Here is a 21,481-nt window from a genome sequence, read left to right as displayed (position 1 = left end):
ACCGCAAAACGAAAAAAAACCGCCAGCGCTCGTCACGCATGGCGGTTTTTTCGATTCGATGCTGCCGATCAGAGCTTGCCGTAGCTGTGCAGCCCAGACAGGAACATGTTCACGCCGAGGAACGCGAACGTCGTGACGATCAGACCGGTCAGCGCCCACCACGCGGCAGCCGCGCCGCGCAGGCCCTTCATCAGGCGCATATGCAGCCACGCCGCGTAGTTCAGCCAGACGATCAGCGCCCACGTTTCCTTCGGGTCCCAGCTCCAGTAGCCGCCCCACGCTTCCGCGGCCCACAGCGCGCCGAGAATCGTCGCGATGGTGAAGAACGCGAAACCGACCGCGATCGACTTGTACATGACGTCGTCGAGCACTTCGAGCGACGGCAGGCGGTCCGCCATGAAACCGCGCTGCTTGCCGAGATACGCGACGGAAACCATCGCGGAAAGGGCAAAGCTGCCGTAGCCGATGAAGTTCGCCGGCACGTGAATCTTCATCCACCAGCTTTGCAGCGCGGGCACGAGCGGCTGAATCTGCTGCGCGTCGCGTGCAATCGAGTACCACATCAGGAAGCCGACCGCCGCGCTGATGACGAGCAGCACGAACGCGCCCATCGCGCGCGTCGCGTAATGCTGTTCGTAATAGAGATAGAACAGCGACGTGATCAGGCAGAACAGCACGAACACTTCATACAGATTCGAAATCGGAATATGACCGACGTCCGTGCCGATCATGTACGACTCGTACCAGCGCACCATCAAGCCGGTGAAGCCCATCAGCACGGCGACCCAAGTCATGCGCGAGCCGATCGCGCCGCCCGTTTGCGAGCGCGTCACGAGGCCGATCCAGTAGAAGAGCGTCGCGAGAATGAAGAGCGCGCTCATCCACAGGATTGCGGACTGGCTCGACAGGAAGTACTTGAGGAAGAAGTTCGTCTCGGCGCGCGCGAGGTCATGCTGATAGAGCTGGATCGAGAAGAGCGACATGACCGCGATCATCGCGATCAGCAGGCGCACCGGTTTCCAGCGCCAGCCGAGCACGACGAACGTCGGCACCGCGCCGACCAGCACAGCGGTGTCGTACACGTCCATATACGCGTGATAGCGGTTCAGCGCGAAGCCCGCGCCGGCGACCATCGCGAGGGCGAAGAGCCAGTCGACGAGCGTCAGCCTGCGCAGAAACGGGCGATCGTCGAACTCGGCGACGTCGGGAAGCCCCGATGCCGGACGTTCCGTCTTGGCGGAGGCGTGGGAGGAAGTCTGTGTGAGGTCCATGATCTTACCGTGTTGAAACTTCCGAGCGCGGAGTCTCGGATTGCGAAGGCTGGGGCGCGTTCGAGGCCGGGGACGGATCGGCGGGTTTTACGCCGAGCGCCGCTGCGATCTGCGCGCGCGTGCGCACGAACTCTTTCTCGAAATCGAACGTGCGGCGAGCCGTGGACATCGCCATCAGCACGCTCGCGCCGCCCTGGCCCGTATCTTTGAGCCAGAACCAGAGCCGGCGTTCGCGCACGTAAAACATCGCGAAAATGCCGACCACCAGCAGAAGGCTGCCAAGATACACCAGATTTTTACCCGGTGCGCGCGTCAACTGGAATACCGAAGCTTGCACCTGCTTGAAGTTGTCCAGTTGCAGAAAGACCGGCGAACCGTACAGAAAGCTGTCAGAAAGCGCGTTGATGGACGATTGTACGAACGCGGCATTCTTATCATCCACTGTAGCGTCCGGCTGGCCGTTTTGCTCTCGGGAAATCTGCCATACGTCCCACATCGCGCCTTCGAGCATGCGCATCAGCAGTCCGGCGGCTTTCTCCTGCTCGCCCTTCGGCACAGATTTGTCGATGAACATCGCGATGCTCTGGAACCCGCCAATCATCTGAGGATTCGTGATTGCCTTGCCGTTTTCGTCCGCGCCCGCGAAGAGATTCAGCACGCGAACGGCGCTTTCCTCCAGATGCTTCTGCAATTCGCCGTTTTCCCGCGGCACCGAGCGCAGCGCGAAACGGCGCGCGGCTTCGGCGCGGGTCGCCGGCGTGGCGAGCGCGGCGCGCATATCCATCCATTGCTTGACCGTGCCCTGTTCGTCGGCGGGAATGCGCAGATAGCGGAACGGATCGTTCGGGCTCACGCGCATGCCGGCGAGGAACATGCGCTGGCCGCTCACGTCCACCGGCAGCATGTAGTTGCTGTACTCGCGCGCCTGGCCGTCCGTGCCGCGCACCTTGTACTGCACCGACGGGCCGATATTGCGCAAATCCGTGGGTTTCGAAGTCTTCGCGCCGGAACCGAGACGCTCGTCGAACGCGTCGCGCAGCGTTTCCTTCTTGCCGACGCCGCGCGCATCCGGCGCACCGTTGCCGTCGGTCATGTTCTCGACGTTGATCGCGCGGAAATCCGTGAACTCGATGGTCTCGCCCTGCGCGCCCTTGAACTGCGTGCCGATGGGCGCCGTGCCGCCGATCGTCCCGCTGAACGGCGCGGTCTTCGCGCTGCCGCCGGTCATCGGCCAGGCGGTCATGTCGAGCTTCGAGCCGCCGTCCTGAAAGCTCGACTGATAGATCGAGACGCCGTCGTACGTGAACGGCTTGTTCACCTCGACGCGCGCCGGAATGCGCTTGCCCGTCTTGTGATCGATCACGACGATATCGCTCGCGAAGAGCTTCGGCATGCCGGTCGAGTAGTAATCGACGATGAACTTGTTGAGCTGGATCGAGAACGGCAGGTCCTGAATGATCGAGCCGTCCTGCTGGTTCAGAATCGCCGTGCCGACGAACTGGCCTTCGGGCACCCACGCGTAGCCGCGGAACGTCGGGTTCGACGTCGAAAGACGATGCTCCGGCGGAATGTCGTTGATGACGGCGTTGCTGTTGATCGGCGTCTTGTTGAACATCCACATCTGCAATTTGATGGGCAGATTGCTGTCCAGCAGACCGCCGATACAGATCACGACGATCGCCACATGCGCCGAGATATAGCCGATCTTCGTCATCGCGCCGCGCTTGGCCGCGATGAGCGTCGCGCCGTTGTCGGTCTCGCGCGTCTTGAAGCGGTAACCCATCTTCGCGGCGAGGCGCTCGAGCGTGGCCGCGGTTTGCGCGCGGTCCGCCGAAACCGTGAACTCGCCCTTGTGATGGAACGCGCGCAGCCCGCCCTCGTGCACGCGATCCTTCCAGCTCTTGATATCCGCGATCATCTTCGGGCTGTTGCGGATGACGCACAACGACACCGAAATCACGAGGAAGATCAGGATCATCATGAACCACCATGCGCTGTACACGGTGTAGATGCTGATGCCGCGGAAGATGTCCGCCCAGAACGGGCCGAACTGATTGACGTAGTTGGGATACGGGTCGTCCTGCGTGAGCACCGTTCCGATGATGCTCGCGATCGCCAGGATGACCAGCAACGCGATGGCGAAGCGCATCGAACTGACCAGTTCGACGAAATGCCTGATGGCCCGGCGGCTCGACTTCGACTGCAAACCCGATGTGGTGACGCTCATTCAAACTCCGGCTGGACAGCAAAAAAGGGTGGAGACGCTGGCGGTCTGACCGACCGACGTCCCACCCTTTTCTTGTTTTGCGCCGGTCTTCTCGGATATTCCGGGACCGGCTTCGTAGTATGGGCGATTCCCGGGTTTGCCGCCGGGAACCGCTGGACGCTGACTGCTGCGCGTTTAATGCAAACCGGCGATGTAGTCGGCAACCGCCTTCATCTCCGCTTCATTCAGGCGCGAGGAAATCTGGTGCATCGGCTCGCTATTGTTGCGTTGCCCCGATGCGAAGGCGTTCAACTGCGCCACCGTGTAATCGCCCCACTGCCACGACAGCCGCGGATACTGCACCGGAATGCCCATGCCGGTTGCTCCGTGGCACGCCGCGCACGCCGGCACGCCCTTGTCCGCGATGCCGCCACGGTAGATCTTCTGACCCAGCGCGACGTCGTTCTTGTCGCGCGCATAGTTGGGCTTGGCCTTCTGCGACGCGAAATACGCCGCGACATTGATCATGTCCTGATCCGACAGCGCGCCCGCGATGCCCGCCATGATCGGATTGTTGCGCGCCGGCGCCTTTGCGCCCGGCTGCGTCTTGTAATCCTTCAACTGCTTAACGATGTACTCGGCATGCTGCCCCGCGAGCCTCGGAAACGCCGCACCGGCGCTGTTGCCGTCTGCTGCGTGACACGCCGCGCACACCTGAGTCGCGATGGCCTGACCTCGCGCCACATCCGGCTTGGCCGGTTGCGCGGGCTCCGCCGCGTTTATTGACATCGATACCGCTAGTCCACTCAAACCCGCACCGAAAGCCGCCGCTGCCCGAATCACCACCAGAGACCTGTACAGTCGGTTCATTCGCGTACCCTGTTTTTCGTCTTGTGAGAATGTGAGGTTCTGCAAAAAACGACGGCGACCCGATCATCGCCGCAAGATACCCTGGCCTTCCGAACGAAGAGGCTCAAAAGTAAGCCTCAAAAAACTGTCTCGCTCCTTGTGGGTGCCGCCTGCGGCCTGGGTCTTGCGCGCCCGTGCTGATCTTTAAAAATCCGTCGTATTGTACAATAACCCGCTACACGCAAAGACGCCAGTCGGGGCATGCCCAGTATTCGCCGGGTTCTCAAGGCTTCGGTTTTCGCAGCGCTTTCGATCGGACCCGCCCATGTCATTCCTGCTTCATCAATCCCGCTTCTTCACGACCGTCAATCATCTGCGCGATCTGCCGCCCACGCCGCAGCCCGAAATCGCATTTGCGGGGCGCTCGAACGCGGGTAAATCGACCGCCATCAACATCCTGTGCAACCAGAAGCGGCTCGCCTTCGCGAGTAAAACGCCGGGGCGCACGCAACACATCAATTACTTCTCGGTCGGCCCGCAAGACGCGCCCACCGGTTATCTCGTCGATCTTCCCGGTTACGGTTACGCCGAAGTGCCGGGCGCCGCGAAGGAACACTGGCAGCGGCTGCTTTCCACCTATCTGCAAAGCCGCGCGCAACTGTGCGGCATGATCCTGATGATGGACTCGCGCCGCCCGCTCACCGAGCTCGATCGCATCATGATCGACTGGTTCGCGCCGACCGGAAAGCCGATCCACGCGCTGCTCACCAAATGCGACAAATTGACGCGACAGGAGATGACCAACGCCCTGCGCGCAACGAAGAAATCGTTCGCCGAATACAAGGATGCGGGCTATCGCGGTGAGCTCACCGCGCAGCTCTTTTCCGCGCTCAAGCGCACGGGCATCGATGAAGCGCATGAGCAGATCGAAAGCTGGCTGATGCCCGAAGAAGCCGGCGAGAACGCGCCGGAAGACGCATCCGAGTGAGTGCCGCGCGCACGCGCCGGCATAAAAAAACCCGCCGCGATGACGGCGGGTTAACAGCCTAATCGAATATCGACAGGCGCCCGCTCAGGGAGGAGAAGCGGGGAGTCCGGCGGCAAGCGCCTCGCTCGATCGGTATGATATACCATTGTCTCAAAACGGTTTCAGACGCAGCCAAGTGCTTGTTCGGCAAGGATTTACGCGTTCCGGAACACGTTTTCGACCTCCCCTGAAGACCCTCCAAATTCGAGTCGAAACATGAGCTTCTATCCTCACCATCGCCCGCGCCGCATGCGCCGCGATGACTTCTCGCGTCGTCTGATGCGCGAGAACCTCCTCACGACGAACGACCTCATCTATCCCGTGTTCATCGTCGAAGGGACGAATGTGCGGCAGGCCGTGCCGCCGATGCCCGGCGTCGAGCGCACGTCCGTCGATCTGCTGATGAAAACCGCCGAGCAATGCGTCGAACTGGGCGTGCCGGTGCTGTCGCTGTTCCCGGCGATCGAACCGTCGATCAAGACGCCCGATGGCCGCGAAGCCACGAATCCGGAAGGTCTCATTCCGCGCGCCGTGCGCGAGCTGAAGAAGAACTTCCCGATGCTCGGCGTGCTCACGGACGTCGCGCTCGATCCGTACACGAGCCACGGCCAGGACGGCGTGCTCGACGAAGAAGGCTACGTGAAGAACGACGAAACGAGCGAAATTCTCGTCGAACAGGCGCGCACGCAGGCTGAGGCGGGCGTGGATATCGTCGCTCCGTCGGACATGATGGATGGCCGCATCGGCGCGATCCGCGAAATGCTCGAGAGCGAAAGCTATATTCACACGCGCATCATGGCGTACGCGGCGAAGTACGCGTCGGCGTTTTATGGTCCTTTCCGCGATGCCGTCGGCTCGGCCGCGAATCTCGGCAAGGGCAACAAGATGACGTATCAGATGGACCCGGCCAACTCCGACGAAGCCATGCGTGAAGTGCGCATGGATATCGAGGAAGGCGCGGACATGGTGATGGTCAAGCCCGGCATGCCGTATCTCGACATCGTGCGACGCGTGAAGGACGAGTTCCGTTTTCCGACGTACGCGTATCAGGTGAGCGGCGAGTACGCGATGATCAAGGCGGCCGCGCAGAACGGCTGGATCGACCACGACAAGGTCATGATGGAAGCGCTCCTCGCGTTCAAGCGCGCGGGCGCGGACGGCGTACTGACGTACTTCGCGCTGGACGCGGCGCGCATTCTGCGGGCGTCCTGAGCGGTCTACAGAGCGGTGCTTCGACGCACCGCTTTTTTTTATCCGTTCGACGAGCCGACTTTGTCGAGACTCTTCAGAAACGTATCCGCCGATTCGTAGCCGACCACGCGGGCGACTTCGTTGCCTTGCGCGTCGAAGAAAATGATCCCCGGCGGCCCGAACAGCTTGAAGCGCTTGAGCAAAATCTGATCGTTCATGTTGTTGGCGGTCACGTCCGCGCGCAAGAGATTCAGTTGCGCGAGACGCGCCTGCACGCGGGCATCGGAGAAAGTCAGCTTCTCCATTTCCTTGCACGACACGCACCAGTCCGCGTAGAAATCGAGCATGGCCGGACGCGCCGCGGCTTTGACCGCCGAATCCAGTTCAGCCGATGAGCGCACCGGCGCGAAAATCGGCCCTGGCGTTTGCGCATTCGCCGACGAGCCGCCTCGCGATGCCAGCACGGCGAGCGGGCGCAGCGGGTCCGTGGAGCCGGCGGCCAGTCCGACGAGCAGCGTCGCCGCCCAGATCGCAAACGCCGCGCCGAGGCCGCGCCCGAGCCGCTTCCAGACGCCCGCTGGCGTCGCCGAGCCCGAAGAGAACAAGCCGAGCGACGCCGCCGCGGTCAGCAGCCACAGCGCCGCGAGCAACATCTGCGCGACAGCGCCGATGACCGCCCACACGATCCACAACGCGGCCCCGAGCAGCACGACGCCGAAGAACACCTTCACCCCGTCCATCCACGCGCCGGCGCGCGGCAGAACCGAACCCGCGCCCAGTCCGATGACCAGCAGCGGCACGCCGAGCCCGATGCCCATCGCGAAGAGCGCCGCGCCGCCCAGCGCCGCGTTGCCCGTATGCGCGATGAACGCGAGCACCGCGAAGAGCGGCGCGGTCATGCACGCGCCGACGACGAGCGCCGACAGCGCGCCCATCACCGCGACCGCCGCGAACTTGCCGCCGCTGCGCTTCCGCGATACCTCGTTGACGCCGCTTTGCCAACGCTCCGGCAACGCGATATCGACGCCCGAAATCAGCGCGACGGCGAACGCCGCGAGCAGCACGCCGAACGCACCGAGCACCCACGGGTTCTGCAGCCACGCGCCGAGACTTTGCCCGATCAGCGCGGCGGCGATGCCGAGCACCGTGTAGACGAGCGCCATGCCGATCACGTACGACACGGACAACGCGAAGCCACGCGAACGCGTGACGCGCGCGCCTTCGCCGACGATGATCGCCGAGAGGATCGGGATCATCGGATACGAGCAAGGCAAGAGGCTCAACACCATGCCCGCCAGGAAATACAGTCCGACGACGGCGAAGAATCCGCCGCCTTCGAGCATCGATTGCGCGTAGTCGGCGCTCGTCGCGCGCTCGAACCACGACGCGCCCGTGCTGGCCGCCGCCGTTGTGGTTGGCGCCGCGCCCGCGGGCTGAAGCGCGTCGCCGCGCACGCGATACGTCTTTTCCATCGGCGGATAGCAGATGCCGCCATCCGCGCAGCCCTGCGACGTCACCGCGATCTCGAACGGCCCGCTCGCCTTCGTCACCGGAATGCGAATGAGCAGTTCGCCGCGATACGTCTCGACGTCCTTGTTGAACGTCTGGTCAAAGTGGACTTTGCCGGCCGGCAATTGCGCGGCACCGATGGTCGCGTCGCCGCTCTTCACCGCGAACGCGAAGCGCTCACGGTACATGTAGTAGCCGTCCGCGATCTTGTAGCGCACGTCCACTTCGCCCGGCTTTTCCGATGCGCTGAATTTGAACGCGACGTCGGGATCGAGGAAATCGTCGGCAGCGCGCGCGGCGCCCGAAAGCAGCGCAAAAGCCGCGAGGAACAGGAACGCGCCGAAAAATCGCCGCGAGATGAGACGAGAAAACTCAAACATGAAGAGGACGCTGCGTTTCTGCGTTGACCCACTGACCGTACGCCGGCGAGGCATCCACCTGCCAGACGAGGATCTCGGGTGTTTCATACGGATGCCGAGTCTCGACGAAGCGCTGCAACTCATCGCTGCGCGCCGTGCTCGTCTTGAACAGCAACTGCACTTCCTGCGACGATTCCAGCACGCCCTTCCAGTGATATTGCGACGACACCGCGCCGAGGTTCGTCACGCATGCGGCGAGCCGCGCGGCCAATGCGTCTTGCGCGAGCGCATCGGCTGCGGCGGCATCGGGCAGCGTCGACAGCATCAAAACGACGGGAACGTTCACTCGCAGTGCTCCGGAAAAGCGCGGAAGGTCAATTGCATATCGTAGCATCGGCGGCTGACACACACTTTTACGCGTCGACGCGCCGAAGTGTCGCAGCCAGAAAACAAAAAGGCCAAGCTTCGAGCCTGGCCTTTCTGGTAACAACCGAAGACGGAATTTATTCCGCTTCTTGCACTTCTTCCGTCTCTTCGACTTCCGGGCGATCCATCAACTGGACCAGCGCCATCGGCGCGTTGTCGCCGACACGGAAACCGAACTTCAGGATGCTCAGGTAGCCGCCCGGACGGTTCGCGTAGCGCGGGCCGAGGACGTCGAACAGCTTTGCGACGGAATCACGATCGCGCAGGCGGTTGAACGCCAGACGGCGGTTCGCGAGCGACGGCTTCTTGCCCAGCGTGATGAGGGGCTCGACAACCTTGCGCAGTTCCTTGGCCTTCGGCAGCGTCGTCTTGATGACTTCGTGCTCGATCAGCGAGTTCGACATATTACGGAGCATTGCCAGACGATGGCTGCTCGTGCGGTTCAGTTTCCGCAGACCATGCTTATGACGCATTTTCAGCTTCCTATAACGAGTTTAGAGCCAGCTCTTCTATTGCACCCTAATTCGGGGCACGGGCCGGTCGGAGAAAAAGCAAGACGCGGATTTTAAAGGAAAATCCGCGTCCTTGCCAGTAACGCTTGTGACTTCGGAATTACTTGTCGAGACCAGCCGGCGGCCAGTTTTCGAGCTTCATACCGAGCGTGAGACCACGCGAAGCCAGCACTTCCTTGATTTCGTTCAGCGACTTGCGGCCCAGATTCGGCGTCTTCAGCAGCTCGTTTTCCGTGCGCTGGATCAGATCGCCGATGTAGTAGATGTTCTCGGCCTTCAGGCAGTTCGCGGAACGAACCGTGAGTTCGAGATCGTCCACCGGACGCAGCAGGATCGGATCGATCTGCGGCGCACGCGACGGCGCTTCCGCTGCCGCTTCCGTGCCTTCCAGCGCTGCGAACACCGACAACTGATCGACCAGAATGCGAGCCGACTGGCGGATCGCTTCTTCCGGCGAGATCACGCCGTTGGTCTCGATGTTCATCACGAGCTTGTCGAGGTCGGTACGCTGTTCGACACGCGCGCTTTCCACGGCGTAGCTCACGCGGCGAACCGGCGAGAACGACGCGTCCAGCACGATACGGCCGATGATCTTGGCCGACTCTTCGCCGTAGCGACGCACGTTGCCCGGCACATAGCCGCGGCCCTTTTCGATCTTGATCTGAACGTCGAGCTTGCCGCCCTTCGACAGGTGAGCGACCACGTGTTCCGGGTTGATGACCTCGCAGTCATGCGCGAGTTCGATATCGCCGGCCGTGACAACGCCTTCGCCTTCCTTGCGCAGCGTCACCGTGACTTCGTCGCGGTTGTGCAGCTTGAAGACGACACCCTTCAGGTTCAACAGCAGGTTGACCACATCCTCTTGCACACCATCGAGCGTCGAGTATTCGTGCACGACGCCTGCGATCGTCACTTCGGTCGGCGCGTAGCCGATCATCGACGACAGCAGCACGCGCCGAAGCGCGTTACCCAAGGTGTGGCCATAGCCGCGTTCGAACGGCTCCATAACCACTTTCGCATGGTTCTCACCAAGCGATTCAACTGCAATGATCTTGGGCTTCAACAAACTGGTTTGCATAGGTTTTCCTTTTCAATACCCTCGGCTCGTTACACCGATAAGGCTGACCGGTGACAACCTGAAAATAAACAGCCGAGGCCACCCCTTGCCACGAGCAATCAGGCTCCCCGGCTGTCCATCCATTACCGCCGCGATTAACGCGAATACAATTCGACGATCAGGCTTTCGTTGATGTCGCCAGCGATATCGCTACGCTCGGGCATCGACTTGAACGTGCCTTCGAACTTCTTCTCGTCGACCGACACCCAGCTCGGCATGCCGCCTTGCTGTGCCAGCGAGAGCGCTTCGACGATACGAGCCTGCTTGCGCGACTGCTCGCGCACGGACACGACGTCGCCCGACTTCACTTGCAGGGACGGGATGTTCGCGACTTGGCCGTTCACCATGATCGACTTGTGGCTCACGAGCTGACGCGCTTCTGCGCGCGTCGAGCCGAAGCCCATGCGATAGACGACGTTGTCGAGACGCGACTCGAGCAATTGCAGCAAGTTTTCGCCCGTCGGGCCCTTGCGGCGGTCGGCTTCAGCGAAGTAGCGGCGGAACTGACGCTCCAGCACACCGTAGATACGCTTCACTTTTTGCTTTTCGCGCAACTGGGTACCGTAGTCGGACGTACGCGCGCCCGAGGTGCGGCCATGTTGGCCGGGCTTGCTGTCGAGCTTGCACTTGTCGGCGAGGGAGCGGCGTGCGCTCTTCAGGAACAGGTCAGTGCCTTCACGGCGGGACAGTTTTGCTTTGGGACCGGTATAGCGTGCCACTTTGCATCCTTAAATATTGATCACGCAAACTTCCGACGAACGTTGGTCTGCGCTAGTCCGAACCCTTTGGGCCGAACGGTGGGCTTAGTCAAAAAGTACTAACGCACGAAACCCGCCGATACTTTCGCATCGACAGGCAACATGCGGTTGCGTCGACGTATTAGATACGACGGCGCTTCGGCGGACGGCAGCCGTTGTGCGGGACCGGCGTCACGTCGGAGATCGCGGTGATCTTGATGCCAAGACCATGCAGCGCGCGCACCGCCGATTCACGGCCAGGACCGGGGCCCTTGATCCGCACTTCGAGGTTCTTCACGCCGTATTCCATTGCCACGCGGCCAGCCGATTCCGCTGCGACCTGAGCTGCAAACGGCGTCGACTTACGCGAGCCCTTGAAACCCTGGCCACCCGAGGTCGCCCATGCCAGCGCGTTACCTTGACGGTCGGTGATCGTGATAATGGTGTTGTTGAACGACGCGTGAACGTGAACCACGCCCTCGGCGACGTTCTTCTTGACCTTCTTGCGAACGCGTTGCGCCGCGGAGTTGTTCGAAGCCTTAGCCATTACGTTTTCCTGTAACTGTCAGTTCCGCTTACTTCTTCAGCGATTGCGCCGCACGACGCGGACCCTTGCGGGTACGGGCGTTCGTACGCGTACGCTGGCCACGCAGGGGCAGACCCTTGCGATGGCGCATGCCGCGGTAGCAACCCAAGTCCATCAGGCGCTTGATGTTCATCGTCACTTCACGACGCAGGTCGCCTTCGACGATGAACTTGCCCACTTCGTCACGCAGCTTTTCGAGGTCTGCGTCGGTGAGGTCCTTGACCTTCTTCGAAAATTCCACACCAGCGGCGGTGCAAATGCCGCGCGAACGCGTGCGACCGATGCCGAAGATTGCCGTCAGGCCGATCTCGGTATGCTGGTGATTCGGGATGTTAACCCCTGCGATACGAGCCATTGTTTTTCCTCAAACAAAAAGCGCAAGCAAAAGCGCGGCGTTCAGCCTTGACGCTGTTTGTGGCGCGGATCAGAGCTGCAAATCACGCGCACAACGCCCTTGCGCTTGATGATCTTGCAATTGCGGCAAATGCGCTTAACCGATGCCATCACTTTCATGATATTACCCTTTTTTCAAATCACTTCGCCCGGAACACGATCCGTGCACGAGACAGATCGTAAGGCGTCAATTCAACCGTAACCTTGTCGCCCGGCAGGATGCGGATGTAGTGCATCCGCATCTTTCCGGAAATATGCCCCAGGACGACATGGCCATTTTCCAATTTCACCCGGAAAGTAGCGTTGGGGAGGTTTTCGATGACCTCACCCTGCATCTGGATAACATCGTCTTTGGCCATGGTCCTAATTAACGCATCGGGACGTTGCCGCCCTTGAAGTTTGCCTTCTTGAGCAGCGACTCATACTGTTGCGACATAACGTACGACTGCACCTGAGCCATGAAGTCCATCGTGACGACGACAATGATCAGCAGCGACGTTCCACCAAAATAAAACGGCACGTTCCAGCGCAACACCAGAAACTCAGGCAGCAGGCACACGAATACGATGTAGATCGCACCAGCCAGCGTCAGACGCGTGAGGATGCGGTCGATATATCGTGCAGTCTGATCGCCCGGACGGATACCCGGAACGAAAGCACCGCTCTTCTTCAAGTTGTCGGCGGTCTCCCGGCTGTTGAACACCAGTGCGGTGTAAAAGAAGCAGAAGAAGACGATCGCCAACGCATACAGCAGCACGTACACCGGTTGACCTGGCTTGAGCGCCTCGGCCACGTTGTGCAGCGTGTTTGCGAACCAGTTGGTGCGCGTACCCGAACTGAACCAGTTCAGGATGGTTGCCGGGAAGAGGATGATCGACGACGCGAAGATCGGCGGAATCACACCCGACATGTTCAACTTCAGCGGCAGATGGGACGACTGTCCGCCGTAAATCTTGTTACCGACCTGGCGCTTCGCGTAATTCACGAGGATCTTGCGCTGACCGCGTTCGATGAACACGACCAGATACGTGACCGCCGCGATCAGCACGACGATGATGATCGACGAGATGATGCTCATCGAACCGGTGCGAACCAGCTCGAACAGACCACCGATCGCATTCGGGAAACCCGCCGCGATACCACCGAAGATGATGATCGAAATGCCGTTGCCGAGACCGCGTTCCGTGATCTGCTCACCGAGCCACATCAGGAACATCGTGCCCGTCACCAGCGTGACGACCGTCGTCAGCCGGAACACCATGCCGGGGTCCAGCACCAGAGCCGGCTGATTTTCCAGCGCGACCGCGATACCGAACGCCTGGAAGGTCGCCAGAACCACCGTGAAGATACGCGTGTACTGCGTGATCTTCCGTTGTCCCGCCTGCCCTTCCTTCTTCAACGCCTCCATCTGCGGCGACACGATCGACAGCAACTGCATGATGATCGAGGCCGAAATGTAGGGCATGATGCCCAGCGCAAAGATCGTGAATCGCGACAGCGCGCCACCCGAGAACATGTTGAACATGCCTAGGATGCCGCCCGACTGGCTTTGGAACAGCTTCGCCAGTTGATCCGGATCGATGCCGGGTACCGGAATATGCGCACCAATGCGGTAGACGATCAACGCCAGCAGCAGGAACACTGCACGCCGGCGCAGATCGCCAAATTTCGCCGCGCTTCGACCGGTTTTTGCGAGACTCGGGCTGTTAGCCAAGTACCTTCTCCGATGCTAGTGCTAGTAACGGCGAAAGCGCGTTACTCGGCGAACGAGCCGCCAGCGGCTTCGATTGCTGCACGGGCGCCTGCCGTTGCCGACAGACCCTTCACCGTGACCTTGCGCGTGATCTCGCCGGTCTTGATGATCTTCGCGCTCTTGATGAGCTCGCCGACCAGACCCGCTTGCTTCAGCGCCAGGAGATCGATTTCGTCGACCGGCAGCTTTTCCAGATCGTTCAGGTTCACTTCACCGACGAATTCCTTCGTCAGCGAGGTGAAGCCGCGCTTCGGCAAACGACGCTGCAGAGGCATCTGACCGCCTTCGAAGCCGACCTTGTGAAAGCCGCCCGAACGCGATTTCTGACCCTTGTGACCGCGACCTGCGGTCTTGCCGAGGCCCGAACCGATACCGCGACCAACGCGACGCTTTGCGTGCTTCGCGCCTTCAGCCGGCTTCAGGTTATTCAATTCCATGTTCAACTCCTTGGATCCTTGGTCGGCCGCTTAGGCGATGACCTTAACGAGGTACGAGACCTTGTTGATCATCCCGCGCACTGCCGGCGTGTCCTGCAGCTCGGAAACCGAGTTCAGGCGACGCAGGCCGAGGCCACGCACCGTTGCGCGGTGCGATTCGCGGGTCCCGATCAGGCTCTTGACGAGCTGAATCTTGACAGTTTTTTCAGACATGGTGACCACCTTAGCCCAGAATGTCTTCGACGGACTTACCACGCTTCGCCGCGATGTCTGCCGGGGTCGACTGCTTGCGCAGACCGTCCAGCGTCGCACGGACGAGGTTGTACGGGTTCGTCGAACCGTGGCTCTTGGCCACAACGTTTTGCACGCCCATCACGTCGAACACTGCGCGCATCGGGCCGCCAGCGATCACGCCGGTACCGTCCTTCGCCGGAGCGAGGAGGACCGCCGATGCGCCGTGCTTGCCGTGCACTTCGTGTTGCAGCGTGCCGTTCTTCAGGGGCACCTTGAACATGTTGCGGCGGGCCTGTTCCATTGCCTTTTGAACGGCAACCGGAACTTCCTTGGCCTTACCCTTGCCCATGCCGATCCGGCCGTCACCGTCGCCGACCACGGTCAGTGCGGCGAAGCCGAGAATCCGGCCACCCTTCACGACCTTGGTCACGCGGTTGACCGAAATCATCTTTTCGCGCAGGCCGTCGTCGCGTTCGTCAGCCTGAACTTTCGCTTGCATCTTTGCCATGACGAATTCTTCCCTTAGAACTTGAGCCCGGCTTCGCGCGCCGCATCAGCCAGCGCCTTCACGCGGCCGTGGTAGCGGAAACCCGAGCGGTCAAAGGCGACGGATTCGATGCCGGCAGCCTTGGCCTTTTCGGCGATACGTTTGCCGATCAAGGTCGCAGCATTGACGTTGCCGCCCTTGCCCGACTTGTCGGCCAGTTCAGCGCGCACTTCAGCTTCCAGCGTCGAGGCGCTAGCCACGACCTTCGTGCCGCATGCCGAGAACACTTGCGCGTAGATATGCGTATTCGTGCGATGCACGGCCAGACGCGGAACCTGCAGCTCAGCGATCTTGATACGCGTCTGACGAGCGCGGCGCAGGCGAGATTGAGTCTTATCCATGATTGCGCACCCTTACTTCTTCTTCGTTTCTTTGAGGATCACGACCTCGTCGGAATAACGCACGCCCTTGCCCTTATACGGCTCAGGCGGACGATAGCCGCGCACTTCTGCTGCGGTCTGTCCGACTTTCTGCTTGTCGATCCCCTTGATCACGATTTCGGTCTGCGACGGGGTTTCAGCCTTGACGCCTTCCGGCATCTGGTGCACCACGGGGTGCGAGAAACCCAGCGACAGGTTCAGCTTGTCGCCTTGCGCTTGCGCACGATAACCAACGCCAACCAGCGTCAGCTTGCGCTCGAAACCCTTGGTGACGCCCTGCACCATGTTTGCCACAAGGGCGCGCATCGTGCCTGACATCGCGTTTGCTTCGCGGCTTTCGTCCGTCGGAGCCAGCTTCAGGGTGCCGTTCTCGTTCGTCACGGCAACCAGCTTGTTCGCCGGTTGCGAGATCGTGCCGAGCGGACCCTTCACGGTGATGACGTCGCCCTTGATCGCCACTTCCGCGCCTTGCGGCAGCGTAATCGGGCTTTTACCTACTCGAGACATGTTTCTTCTCCTTAGGCGTTAAGCGACGTAGCAGATGACTTCGCCACCGACGCCGTTCTGGCGCGCCTTGCGGTCGGTCATCACACCCTTCGGCGTCGACACGATTGCAACGCCGAGGCCGTTCATGACCTGCGGGATGTCGTTGCGACCGCGGTACACGCGCAGACCAGGCTTCGAGACGCGCTCGAGGCGCTCGATAACCGGACGGCCAGCGTAGTACTTCAACGCGATATTCAATTCCGTCTTCGCACCTTCAGCCTTCACTGCGAAGTCGTCGATATAACCTTCGTCCTTCAAAACCTGCGCAATCGCAACCTTGACTTTCGACGAGGGCATAGTCACCGAAACCTTCTCGACCATCTGCGCGTTGCGGATGCGAGTCAGCATATCGGCGATAGGATCACTCATGCTCATTTATGTTTCTCCTATTACCAGCTCGCCTTGGTCAGGCCAGGGATTTCGCCGCGGAAAGCGATTTCACGAATCTTGCCGCGTGCGAGTCCGAACTTGCGGAACGTGCCACGCGGACGACCCGTGATCGCGCAGCGGTTACGCTTGCGAGTGGGGTTCGAGTTACGCGGCAGTTGTTGCAGCGCCAGACGCGCGAAATAGCGCTCTTCGTCCGACTTGCTTGCGTCGTCGATCACAGCCTTCAGTTCAGCACGCTTCGGAGCGTACTTAGCTGCCAGGCGCGCGCGCTTCTTTTCACGTTCGATCAGTGCCAGTTTAGCCACGGTAACCTCAGTTTCTGAACGGGAACTTGAAGCCGGCGAGCAGCGCCTTTGCTTCGTCGTCAGTCTTCGCGGTAGTCGTGATGCTGATGTTCAGCCCACGCAGCGCGTCGATCTTGTCGTAGTCGATTTCGGGGAAAATGATCTGCTCTCTCACACCGATGTTGTAGTTGCCACGACCGTCGAATGCACGGCCCGACACGCCACGGAAGTCGCGCACACGGGGGAGCGCAACCGTCACGAAACGGTCGAGGAATTCGTACATCGCTTGGCCGCGCAGCGTGACCATCGCGCCGATCGGGTAGCCTTGACGAATCTTGAAGCCTGCGATTGCCTTGCGCGCCTTCGTGATAACCGGCTTCTGGCCAGCGATCTTCGTCAGGTCGCCCACGGCGTTTTCGATGATCTTCTTGTCAGCGACGGCTTCGCCAAGACCCATGTTCAGGGTAATCTTGGTGATGCGCGGCACTTCCATGATGGACTTGTAGCCGAACTTTTCAACGAGTTGCGGCACAACCTTTTCTTTGTAAATCTCTTGCAGACGAGCCATTTTTTAACTCCGCGTCAGGCGTTGAGCGTGGCGCCGGTCGACTTCAAGAAGCGAACCTTCTTGCCGTCTTCGACCTTGATGCCAACGCGCGATGCCTTGCCGTTCGCGTCGACCAATGCGACGTTCGAAATATGCAGCGGCATCGTTTTGGCTTCCACACCGCCCGTCGTACCCTTCATCGGGTTCGGCTTCACGTGCTTCTTGACGAGGTTGATGCCCTCGACGGTGACACGGTCTTCCGCAACGACCAGCACGGTGCCGCGCTTGCCCTTGTCCTTGCCGGTGGTGACGATGACTTCGTCACCCTTGCGAATCTTATTCATCGCGACTCCTTACAGCACTTCCGGAGCGAGCGAAACGATCTTCATGAATCGTTCGCTACGCAGTTCACGCGTAACCGGCCCGAAAATACGCGTGCCGATCGGCTCGAGCTTCGTGTTCAGCAGAACGGCGGCATTGCCGTCGAACTTGATGAGCGAGCCATCCTGGCGACGCACGCCCTTGGCCGTACGAACGACCACGGCGTTATAGATTTCGCCCTTTTTCACGCGTCCGCGCGGCGTCGCTTCTTTGACGGTCACCTTGATGATGTCGCCAATGCTTGCGTAACGACGCTTCGAGCCGCCGAGCACCTTGATGCACATGACTTCACGCGCACCCGTGTTGTCGGCCACTTCAAGCCGAGTTTCGGTCTGGATCATGGTTTATCTTTCCCAACTTAATCCGATTGCACCACCATGGCACAGCCGGTCAGTCTTGGTCCCGTCAGCCAAATGGCTGCTTGGGTTAGAACAGGCAGCAACGGCAGACGAAACCCGCCATCGCAATCCGGTGAATCTGTCGGCCCAGGCTGAGCGCCCGAACCGGCTTCCCCCACCAATTTCGCCCGCGACGGGGCTCCCACAAAGAGGGAAGACCGAGATTATAACAAATAATCTCGGTCTTGCAAGCGAAACTTACTGCGATACAACTACTTACCGCATCGCGGTACTACAACTTCCGCTTTAGATCACGCGAGCCGCTTCAACCAGCTTCGACACAACCCAGGCTTTCGTCTTCGAAATCGGACGGGTTTCCTGGATTTCGACGAGATCGCCTTCGTTGTACGTGTTCGCGTCGTCATGCGCGTGGTACTTCTTCGAGCGCACGACGTACTTGCCGTAGATCGGATGCTTCACGCGGTGCTCGACCAGCACGGTGACCGTCTTGTCCATCTTGTTGCTGACGACCTTGCCGACCAGCGTCCGCTTGAGCGAGGTTTTTACGCTATCGTTCATTTCTGGTTCGCCTTCTCGGTCATGACGGTGCGCACACGTGCGATGTCGCGACGGACCTTCTTCAGCTGGCTCGTGTTCGTGAGCTGCTGGGTCGCGAGCTGCATACGCAAGCCAAATTGCGCCTTGAGCAGGTCCGACAGCTCCTTGTTGAGCGCGTCCTGGTCTTTCTGGCGAAGTTCAGTTGCCTTCATCATTTACTCCTTAGGCGCCGAGCTGACGGACCACGAAGTTCGTCTTGAGCGGCAGCTTGGCTGCAGCCAGACGGAACGCTTCGCGCGCCAGTTCTTCGGAGACACCGTCCATTTCGTACAGCATCTTGCCCGGTTGAATTTCAGCGACGTAGTACTCCGGGTTACCCTTACCGTTACCCATACGCACTTCGGCCGGCTTTTGCGAAATCGGCTTGTCCGGGAAGATACGGATCCAGATCCGGCCGCCACGCTTGATGTGACGCGTCATTGCACGACGCGCCGCTTCGATTTGACGCGCGGTCAAACGGCCGCGACCGATAGCCTTCAGACCGTATTCACCGAACGACACCGCGTTGCCGCGCGTCGCCTTGCCGGTGTTACGACCCTTCTGCTCTTTGCGATACTTTCTGCGTTTCGGTTGCAGCATCGTTATTCTCCAGTCTTCGCGTCACCGCCAGCGCGACGGGGTGCACCGCGACGCGCGCCGCCCGGAGCGCCTTCACCGTCACGGCGCGGACGGCGATCGCCACCCGGACGTGCGTTGCGGCGCGGACGCTTTTCTTCCGCCACTTCTTCCACCACCGGCGCATCGTTGCGGCCCAGCGTGTCGCCCTTGTAGACCCACACCTTCACGCCGATGATGCCGTACGTGGTCTTCGCTTCCGACGTCGCGTAGTCGATATCGGCGCGCAGCGTATGGAGGGGCACGCGACCTTCGCGATACCACTCGGTACGAGCGATTTCGATACCGTTCAGACGGCCCGCGCTCATGATCTTGATGCCCTGGGCGCCAAGACGCATTGCGTTTTGCATCGCGCGCTTCATCGCACGGCGGAACATGATCCGGCGCTCGAGCTGCTGCGTGATGGAGTCGGCGATCAGTTGTGCATCGGTTTCCGGCTTGCGAATCTCTTCGATGTTGACGTGAACCGGAACGCCCATGCGCTTCTGCAGTTCAGCCTTCAGCGATTCGATGTCCTCGCCCTTCTTGCCGATGACAACGCCCGGACGCGAGCTGTAAATCGTGATGCGCGCGTTCTTCGCCGGACGCTCGATGACGACGCGACCGACCGAAGCGTTCTTCAGCTTCTTCTTCAGGTATTCACGAACACCGATGTCTTCCTGCAACATCGCCGCGAAATTGTTGTTGTTCGCGTACCAACGCGACGCCCAATTGCGGCTGACGGCCAAACGGAAGCCAGTCGGATGAATTTTCTGTCCCATCGTTGGCTCCTTAATTCCCGACCGTCACAGTGATGTGACAGGATTGCTTCTCGATGCGGTTGCCACGACCCTTTGCGCGTGCGGTGAAACGCTTCAGCGAAGCTGCCTTGTCGACGTAGATGCTCGTGATCTTGAGCTCGTCGATGTCAGCGCCTTCGTTGTGTTCCGCATTCGCGATCGCAGACAGCACGACCTTCTTGACGATACCCGCCGCCTTCTTCGGCGAGAACGTCAGAACGTTCAGCGCCTTGTCGACCGGCAAACCACGAATCTGGTCAGCCACAAGGCGCGTTTTCTGCGCCGAGATGCGGGCACCGCGATGAATTGCTTTCACTTCCATCTTGATTGCCCCTTATTTCTTGGCCTTCTTGTCGGCCGCGTGACCCTTGAACGTACGGGTCAGTGCGAACTCGCCAAGCTTATGGCCGACCATGTTTTCCGTGACGTACACCGGGACGTGTTGACGGCCGTTGTGAACGGCGATCGTCAGACCGATGAAGTCCGGCAGAATCGTCGAACGACGCGACCAGGTCTTGATCGGCTTCTTGTCACGCGTCGATGCAGCCGCCTCAACCTTCTTCAGCAAATGAGCGTCGCAGAACGGACCTTTTTTAGCAGAACGTGTCATTGCCTACTCCTTAACGCTTGTGACGGCGCTGGACGATCATCGTCGTCGTGCGCTTGTTGCTGCGGGTGCGATAACCCTTCGTCGGCGTGCCCCACGGGCTCACCGGATCGCGACCTGCAGCCGTCTTGCCTTCACCACCGCCGTGCGGGTGATCGACCGGGTTCATTGCAACACCACGGACCGTCGGGCGGATACCGCGCCAGCGATTCGCACCGGCCTTACCGATTTGACGGAGGCTGTGCTCTTCGTTGCCGACTTCACCGATGGTCGCGCGGCACTCGACGTGCACGCGGCGGATTTCGCCCGAACGCAGACGAACCTGCGCGTAGACGCCTTCACGTGCCAGCAGCATGGCCGACGTACCAGCCGAACGCGCCATTTGCGCGCCCTTGCCCGGCAGCATTTCGATGCAGTGGATCGTCGTACCGACCGGGATGTTGCGGATCGGCAGGGCATTGCCCGCGCGGATCGGCGCTTCCGAACCGGACATCAGCTGCGCACCAACCGCCACGCCCTTCGGCGCGATGATGTAGCGACGCTCGCCGTCTGCGTACAGAACCAGCGCGATGTTCGCGCTACGGTTCGGGTCGTACTCGAGACGCTCGACCTTTGCCGGGATGCCGTCCTTGTTGCGACGGAAATCGACGATACGATAGTGCTGCTTGTGACCACCACCCTGGTGACGCGTGGTGATACGGCCGTTGTTGTTACGGCCCGCCGACTTGGATTGCGTGTCGAGCAGCGCTGCGTGCGGCTTGCCCTTATGCAGATCCTTGTTGACGATCTTGACCATCGCGCGGCGACCCGGCGAGGTCGGCTTAACTTTCACGATTGCCATG

General features: G+C 60.6%; 32 protein-coding genes. 2 read left to right on the top strand and 30 right to left on the bottom strand.

Annotated elements, in window-relative coordinates:
* Positions 1–68: 68 nt before the first annotated feature.
* From ccsB to AWB76_RS29115, 3 genes are all read right to left on the bottom strand, one after another.
* The gene (ccsB, locus tag AWB76_RS29125; RefSeq protein WP_061163574.1) at positions 69–1,271 is read right to left on the bottom strand and encodes a c-type cytochrome biogenesis protein CcsB; all 1,203 of its coding nucleotides are present in this window, start codon (positions 1,269–1,271) and stop codon (positions 69–71) included.
* 4 nt (positions 1,272–1,275) lie between these two features.
* Entirely contained in the window at positions 1,276–3,498 is a 2,223-nt protein-coding gene (locus AWB76_RS29120; protein WP_061163573.1) for a cytochrome c biogenesis protein ResB, read from the bottom strand.
* A gap of 174 nt (positions 3,499–3,672) precedes the next feature.
* Positions 3,673–4,347 (bottom strand): c-type cytochrome, encoded by a 675-nt coding sequence (locus AWB76_RS29115; protein ID WP_061163572.1) that lies wholly within the window; start codon positions 4,345–4,347, stop codon positions 3,673–3,675.
* 304 nt (positions 4,348–4,651) lie between these two features.
* Between AWB76_RS29115 and yihA the strand changes: the two genes are divergently transcribed.
* Together yihA and hemB are read left to right on the top strand one after the other, a co-directional pair.
* A complete protein-coding gene (gene yihA, locus AWB76_RS29110; RefSeq protein ID WP_061163571.1) occupies positions 4,652–5,314 on the top strand; it encodes a ribosome biogenesis GTP-binding protein YihA/YsxC in 663 nt (220 codons plus the stop codon).
* 255 nt (positions 5,315–5,569) lie between these two features.
* Positions 5,570–6,565, top strand: a complete 996-nt coding sequence (gene hemB, locus AWB76_RS29105; RefSeq protein WP_061163570.1) for a porphobilinogen synthase — start codon at positions 5,570–5,572, stop codon at positions 6,563–6,565.
* A 38-nt stretch (positions 6,566–6,603) separates the two neighbouring features.
* On the opposite strand, the gene dsbD is transcribed toward hemB, so the two are convergent.
* The 27 genes from dsbD to rplB all read right to left on the bottom strand — a co-directional run bounded on the left by dsbD (position 6,604) and on the right by rplB (position 21,480).
* The gene (gene dsbD, locus AWB76_RS29100; RefSeq protein ID WP_061163569.1) at positions 6,604–8,433 is read right to left on the bottom strand and encodes a protein-disulfide reductase DsbD; all 1,830 of its coding nucleotides are present in this window, start codon (positions 8,431–8,433) and stop codon (positions 6,604–6,606) included.
* Positions 8,426–8,758 carry a divalent-cation tolerance protein CutA gene (cutA, locus tag AWB76_RS29095; protein WP_061163568.1) on the bottom strand — a complete coding sequence of 111 codons (333 nt, stop codon included), beginning with the start codon at positions 8,756–8,758 and terminating at the stop codon, positions 8,426–8,428. The genes dsbD and cutA overlap by 8 nt, the downstream gene beginning before the upstream one ends.
* Before the next feature lie 157 nt (positions 8,759–8,915).
* Positions 8,916–9,311 (bottom strand): 50S ribosomal protein L17, encoded by a 396-nt coding sequence (gene rplQ / locus AWB76_RS29090; RefSeq protein WP_008344047.1) that lies wholly within the window; start codon positions 9,309–9,311, stop codon positions 8,916–8,918.
* Positions 9,312–9,450: 139 nt separating this feature from the next.
* Positions 9,451–10,428, bottom strand: coding sequence for a DNA-directed RNA polymerase subunit alpha (locus AWB76_RS29085; protein ID WP_044041638.1), 978 nt, complete (start codon positions 10,426–10,428; stop codon positions 9,451–9,453).
* 134 nt (positions 10,429–10,562) lie between these two features.
* Positions 10,563–11,186, bottom strand: coding sequence for a 30S ribosomal protein S4 (gene rpsD / locus AWB76_RS29080; RefSeq protein ID WP_061163567.1), 624 nt, complete (start codon positions 11,184–11,186; stop codon positions 10,563–10,565).
* 160 nt (positions 11,187–11,346) lie between these two features.
* Complete coding sequence (gene rpsK, locus AWB76_RS29075; RefSeq protein ID WP_006052224.1) at positions 11,347–11,751, bottom strand: 30S ribosomal protein S11; 405 nt, start codon at positions 11,749–11,751, stop codon at positions 11,347–11,349.
* Between the two features lie 28 nt (positions 11,752–11,779).
* On the bottom strand, positions 11,780–12,145 hold the full coding sequence (rpsM, locus tag AWB76_RS29070; RefSeq protein ID WP_008344037.1) for a 30S ribosomal protein S13: 366 nt from the start codon (positions 12,143–12,145) through the stop codon (positions 11,780–11,782).
* 41 nt (positions 12,146–12,186) lie between these two features.
* Positions 12,187–12,303, bottom strand: coding sequence for a 50S ribosomal protein L36 (rpmJ, locus tag AWB76_RS29065; protein WP_004199844.1), 117 nt, complete (start codon positions 12,301–12,303; stop codon positions 12,187–12,189).
* Positions 12,304–12,323: 20 nt separating this feature from the next.
* Positions 12,324–12,542: a translation initiation factor IF-1 gene (infA, locus tag AWB76_RS29060; protein ID WP_004521905.1), complete on the bottom strand. Its 219-nt coding sequence runs from the start codon at positions 12,540–12,542 to the stop codon at positions 12,324–12,326.
* A gap of 8 nt (positions 12,543–12,550) precedes the next feature.
* A complete protein-coding gene (secY, locus tag AWB76_RS29055) occupies positions 12,551–13,897 on the bottom strand; it encodes a preprotein translocase subunit SecY (RefSeq protein WP_061163566.1) in 1,347 nt (448 codons plus the stop codon).
* A 41-nt stretch (positions 13,898–13,938) separates the two neighbouring features.
* Positions 13,939–14,373 (bottom strand): 50S ribosomal protein L15, encoded by a 435-nt coding sequence (gene rplO / locus AWB76_RS29050; RefSeq protein ID WP_050454129.1) that lies wholly within the window; start codon positions 14,371–14,373, stop codon positions 13,939–13,941.
* A 30-nt stretch (positions 14,374–14,403) separates the two neighbouring features.
* Complete coding sequence (rpmD, locus tag AWB76_RS29045) at positions 14,404–14,586, bottom strand: 50S ribosomal protein L30 (protein WP_061163629.1); 183 nt, start codon at positions 14,584–14,586, stop codon at positions 14,404–14,406.
* A 10-nt stretch (positions 14,587–14,596) separates the two neighbouring features.
* Complete coding sequence (rpsE, locus tag AWB76_RS29040; protein WP_008343875.1) at positions 14,597–15,115, bottom strand: 30S ribosomal protein S5; 519 nt, start codon at positions 15,113–15,115, stop codon at positions 14,597–14,599.
* A 14-nt stretch (positions 15,116–15,129) separates the two neighbouring features.
* Positions 15,130–15,495 carry a 50S ribosomal protein L18 gene (rplR, locus tag AWB76_RS29035; protein ID WP_008343872.1) on the bottom strand — a complete coding sequence of 122 codons (366 nt, stop codon included), beginning with the start codon at positions 15,493–15,495 and terminating at the stop codon, positions 15,130–15,132.
* 12 nt (positions 15,496–15,507) lie between these two features.
* The gene (gene rplF / locus AWB76_RS29030; protein ID WP_061163565.1) at positions 15,508–16,041 is read right to left on the bottom strand and encodes a 50S ribosomal protein L6; all 534 of its coding nucleotides are present in this window, start codon (positions 16,039–16,041) and stop codon (positions 15,508–15,510) included.
* An 18-nt stretch (positions 16,042–16,059) separates the two neighbouring features.
* On the bottom strand, positions 16,060–16,455 hold the full coding sequence (gene rpsH / locus AWB76_RS29025; RefSeq protein WP_035967610.1) for a 30S ribosomal protein S8: 396 nt from the start codon (positions 16,453–16,455) through the stop codon (positions 16,060–16,062).
* A gap of 14 nt (positions 16,456–16,469) precedes the next feature.
* Positions 16,470–16,775 carry a 30S ribosomal protein S14 gene (gene rpsN / locus AWB76_RS29020; protein WP_016346471.1) on the bottom strand — a complete coding sequence of 102 codons (306 nt, stop codon included), beginning with the start codon at positions 16,773–16,775 and terminating at the stop codon, positions 16,470–16,472.
* A gap of 7 nt (positions 16,776–16,782) precedes the next feature.
* Positions 16,783–17,322, bottom strand: coding sequence for a 50S ribosomal protein L5 (gene rplE / locus AWB76_RS29015; RefSeq protein WP_061163564.1), 540 nt, complete (start codon positions 17,320–17,322; stop codon positions 16,783–16,785).
* Between the two features lie 14 nt (positions 17,323–17,336).
* Complete coding sequence (gene rplX, locus AWB76_RS29010; protein WP_040050469.1) at positions 17,337–17,645, bottom strand: 50S ribosomal protein L24; 309 nt, start codon at positions 17,643–17,645, stop codon at positions 17,337–17,339.
* Positions 17,646–17,654: 9 nt separating this feature from the next.
* A complete protein-coding gene (rplN, locus tag AWB76_RS29005) occupies positions 17,655–18,023 on the bottom strand; it encodes a 50S ribosomal protein L14 (protein WP_006998478.1) in 369 nt (122 codons plus the stop codon).
* A 303-nt stretch (positions 18,024–18,326) separates the two neighbouring features.
* Entirely contained in the window at positions 18,327–18,599 is a 273-nt protein-coding gene (gene rpsQ / locus AWB76_RS29000; protein WP_008343854.1) for a 30S ribosomal protein S17, read from the bottom strand.
* Positions 18,596–18,790, bottom strand: a complete 195-nt coding sequence (gene rpmC, locus AWB76_RS28995; RefSeq protein ID WP_014192476.1) for a 50S ribosomal protein L29 — start codon at positions 18,788–18,790, stop codon at positions 18,596–18,598. Before rpmC ends, rpsQ begins: the two co-directional genes overlap by 4 nt.
* A 10-nt stretch (positions 18,791–18,800) precedes the next feature.
* Entirely contained in the window at positions 18,801–19,217 is a 417-nt protein-coding gene (gene rplP / locus AWB76_RS28990; protein WP_008343852.1) for a 50S ribosomal protein L16, read from the bottom strand.
* Between the two features lie 2 nt (positions 19,218–19,219).
* A complete protein-coding gene (gene rpsC / locus AWB76_RS28985) occupies positions 19,220–20,014 on the bottom strand; it encodes a 30S ribosomal protein S3 (protein WP_061163563.1) in 795 nt (264 codons plus the stop codon).
* Positions 20,015–20,024: 10 nt separating this feature from the next.
* Positions 20,025–20,354: a 50S ribosomal protein L22 gene (gene rplV / locus AWB76_RS28980; protein ID WP_007730533.1), complete on the bottom strand. Its 330-nt coding sequence runs from the start codon at positions 20,352–20,354 to the stop codon at positions 20,025–20,027.
* 12 nt (positions 20,355–20,366) lie between these two features.
* Positions 20,367–20,642 carry a 30S ribosomal protein S19 gene (gene rpsS, locus AWB76_RS28975; protein ID WP_008343850.1) on the bottom strand — a complete coding sequence of 92 codons (276 nt, stop codon included), beginning with the start codon at positions 20,640–20,642 and terminating at the stop codon, positions 20,367–20,369.
* A gap of 10 nt (positions 20,643–20,652) precedes the next feature.
* Positions 20,653–21,480, bottom strand: a complete 828-nt coding sequence (gene rplB / locus AWB76_RS28970) for a 50S ribosomal protein L2 (protein ID WP_061163562.1) — start codon at positions 21,478–21,480, stop codon at positions 20,653–20,655.
* Position 21,481 lies beyond the last annotated feature (1 nt).

Source organism: Caballeronia temeraria (assembly GCF_001544795.2).
In the GTDB taxonomy this organism is placed as follows: Bacteria; Pseudomonadota; Gammaproteobacteria; order Burkholderiales; family Burkholderiaceae; genus Caballeronia; species Caballeronia temeraria.
This window is presented reverse-complemented; position numbering and strand designations above follow the sequence as displayed.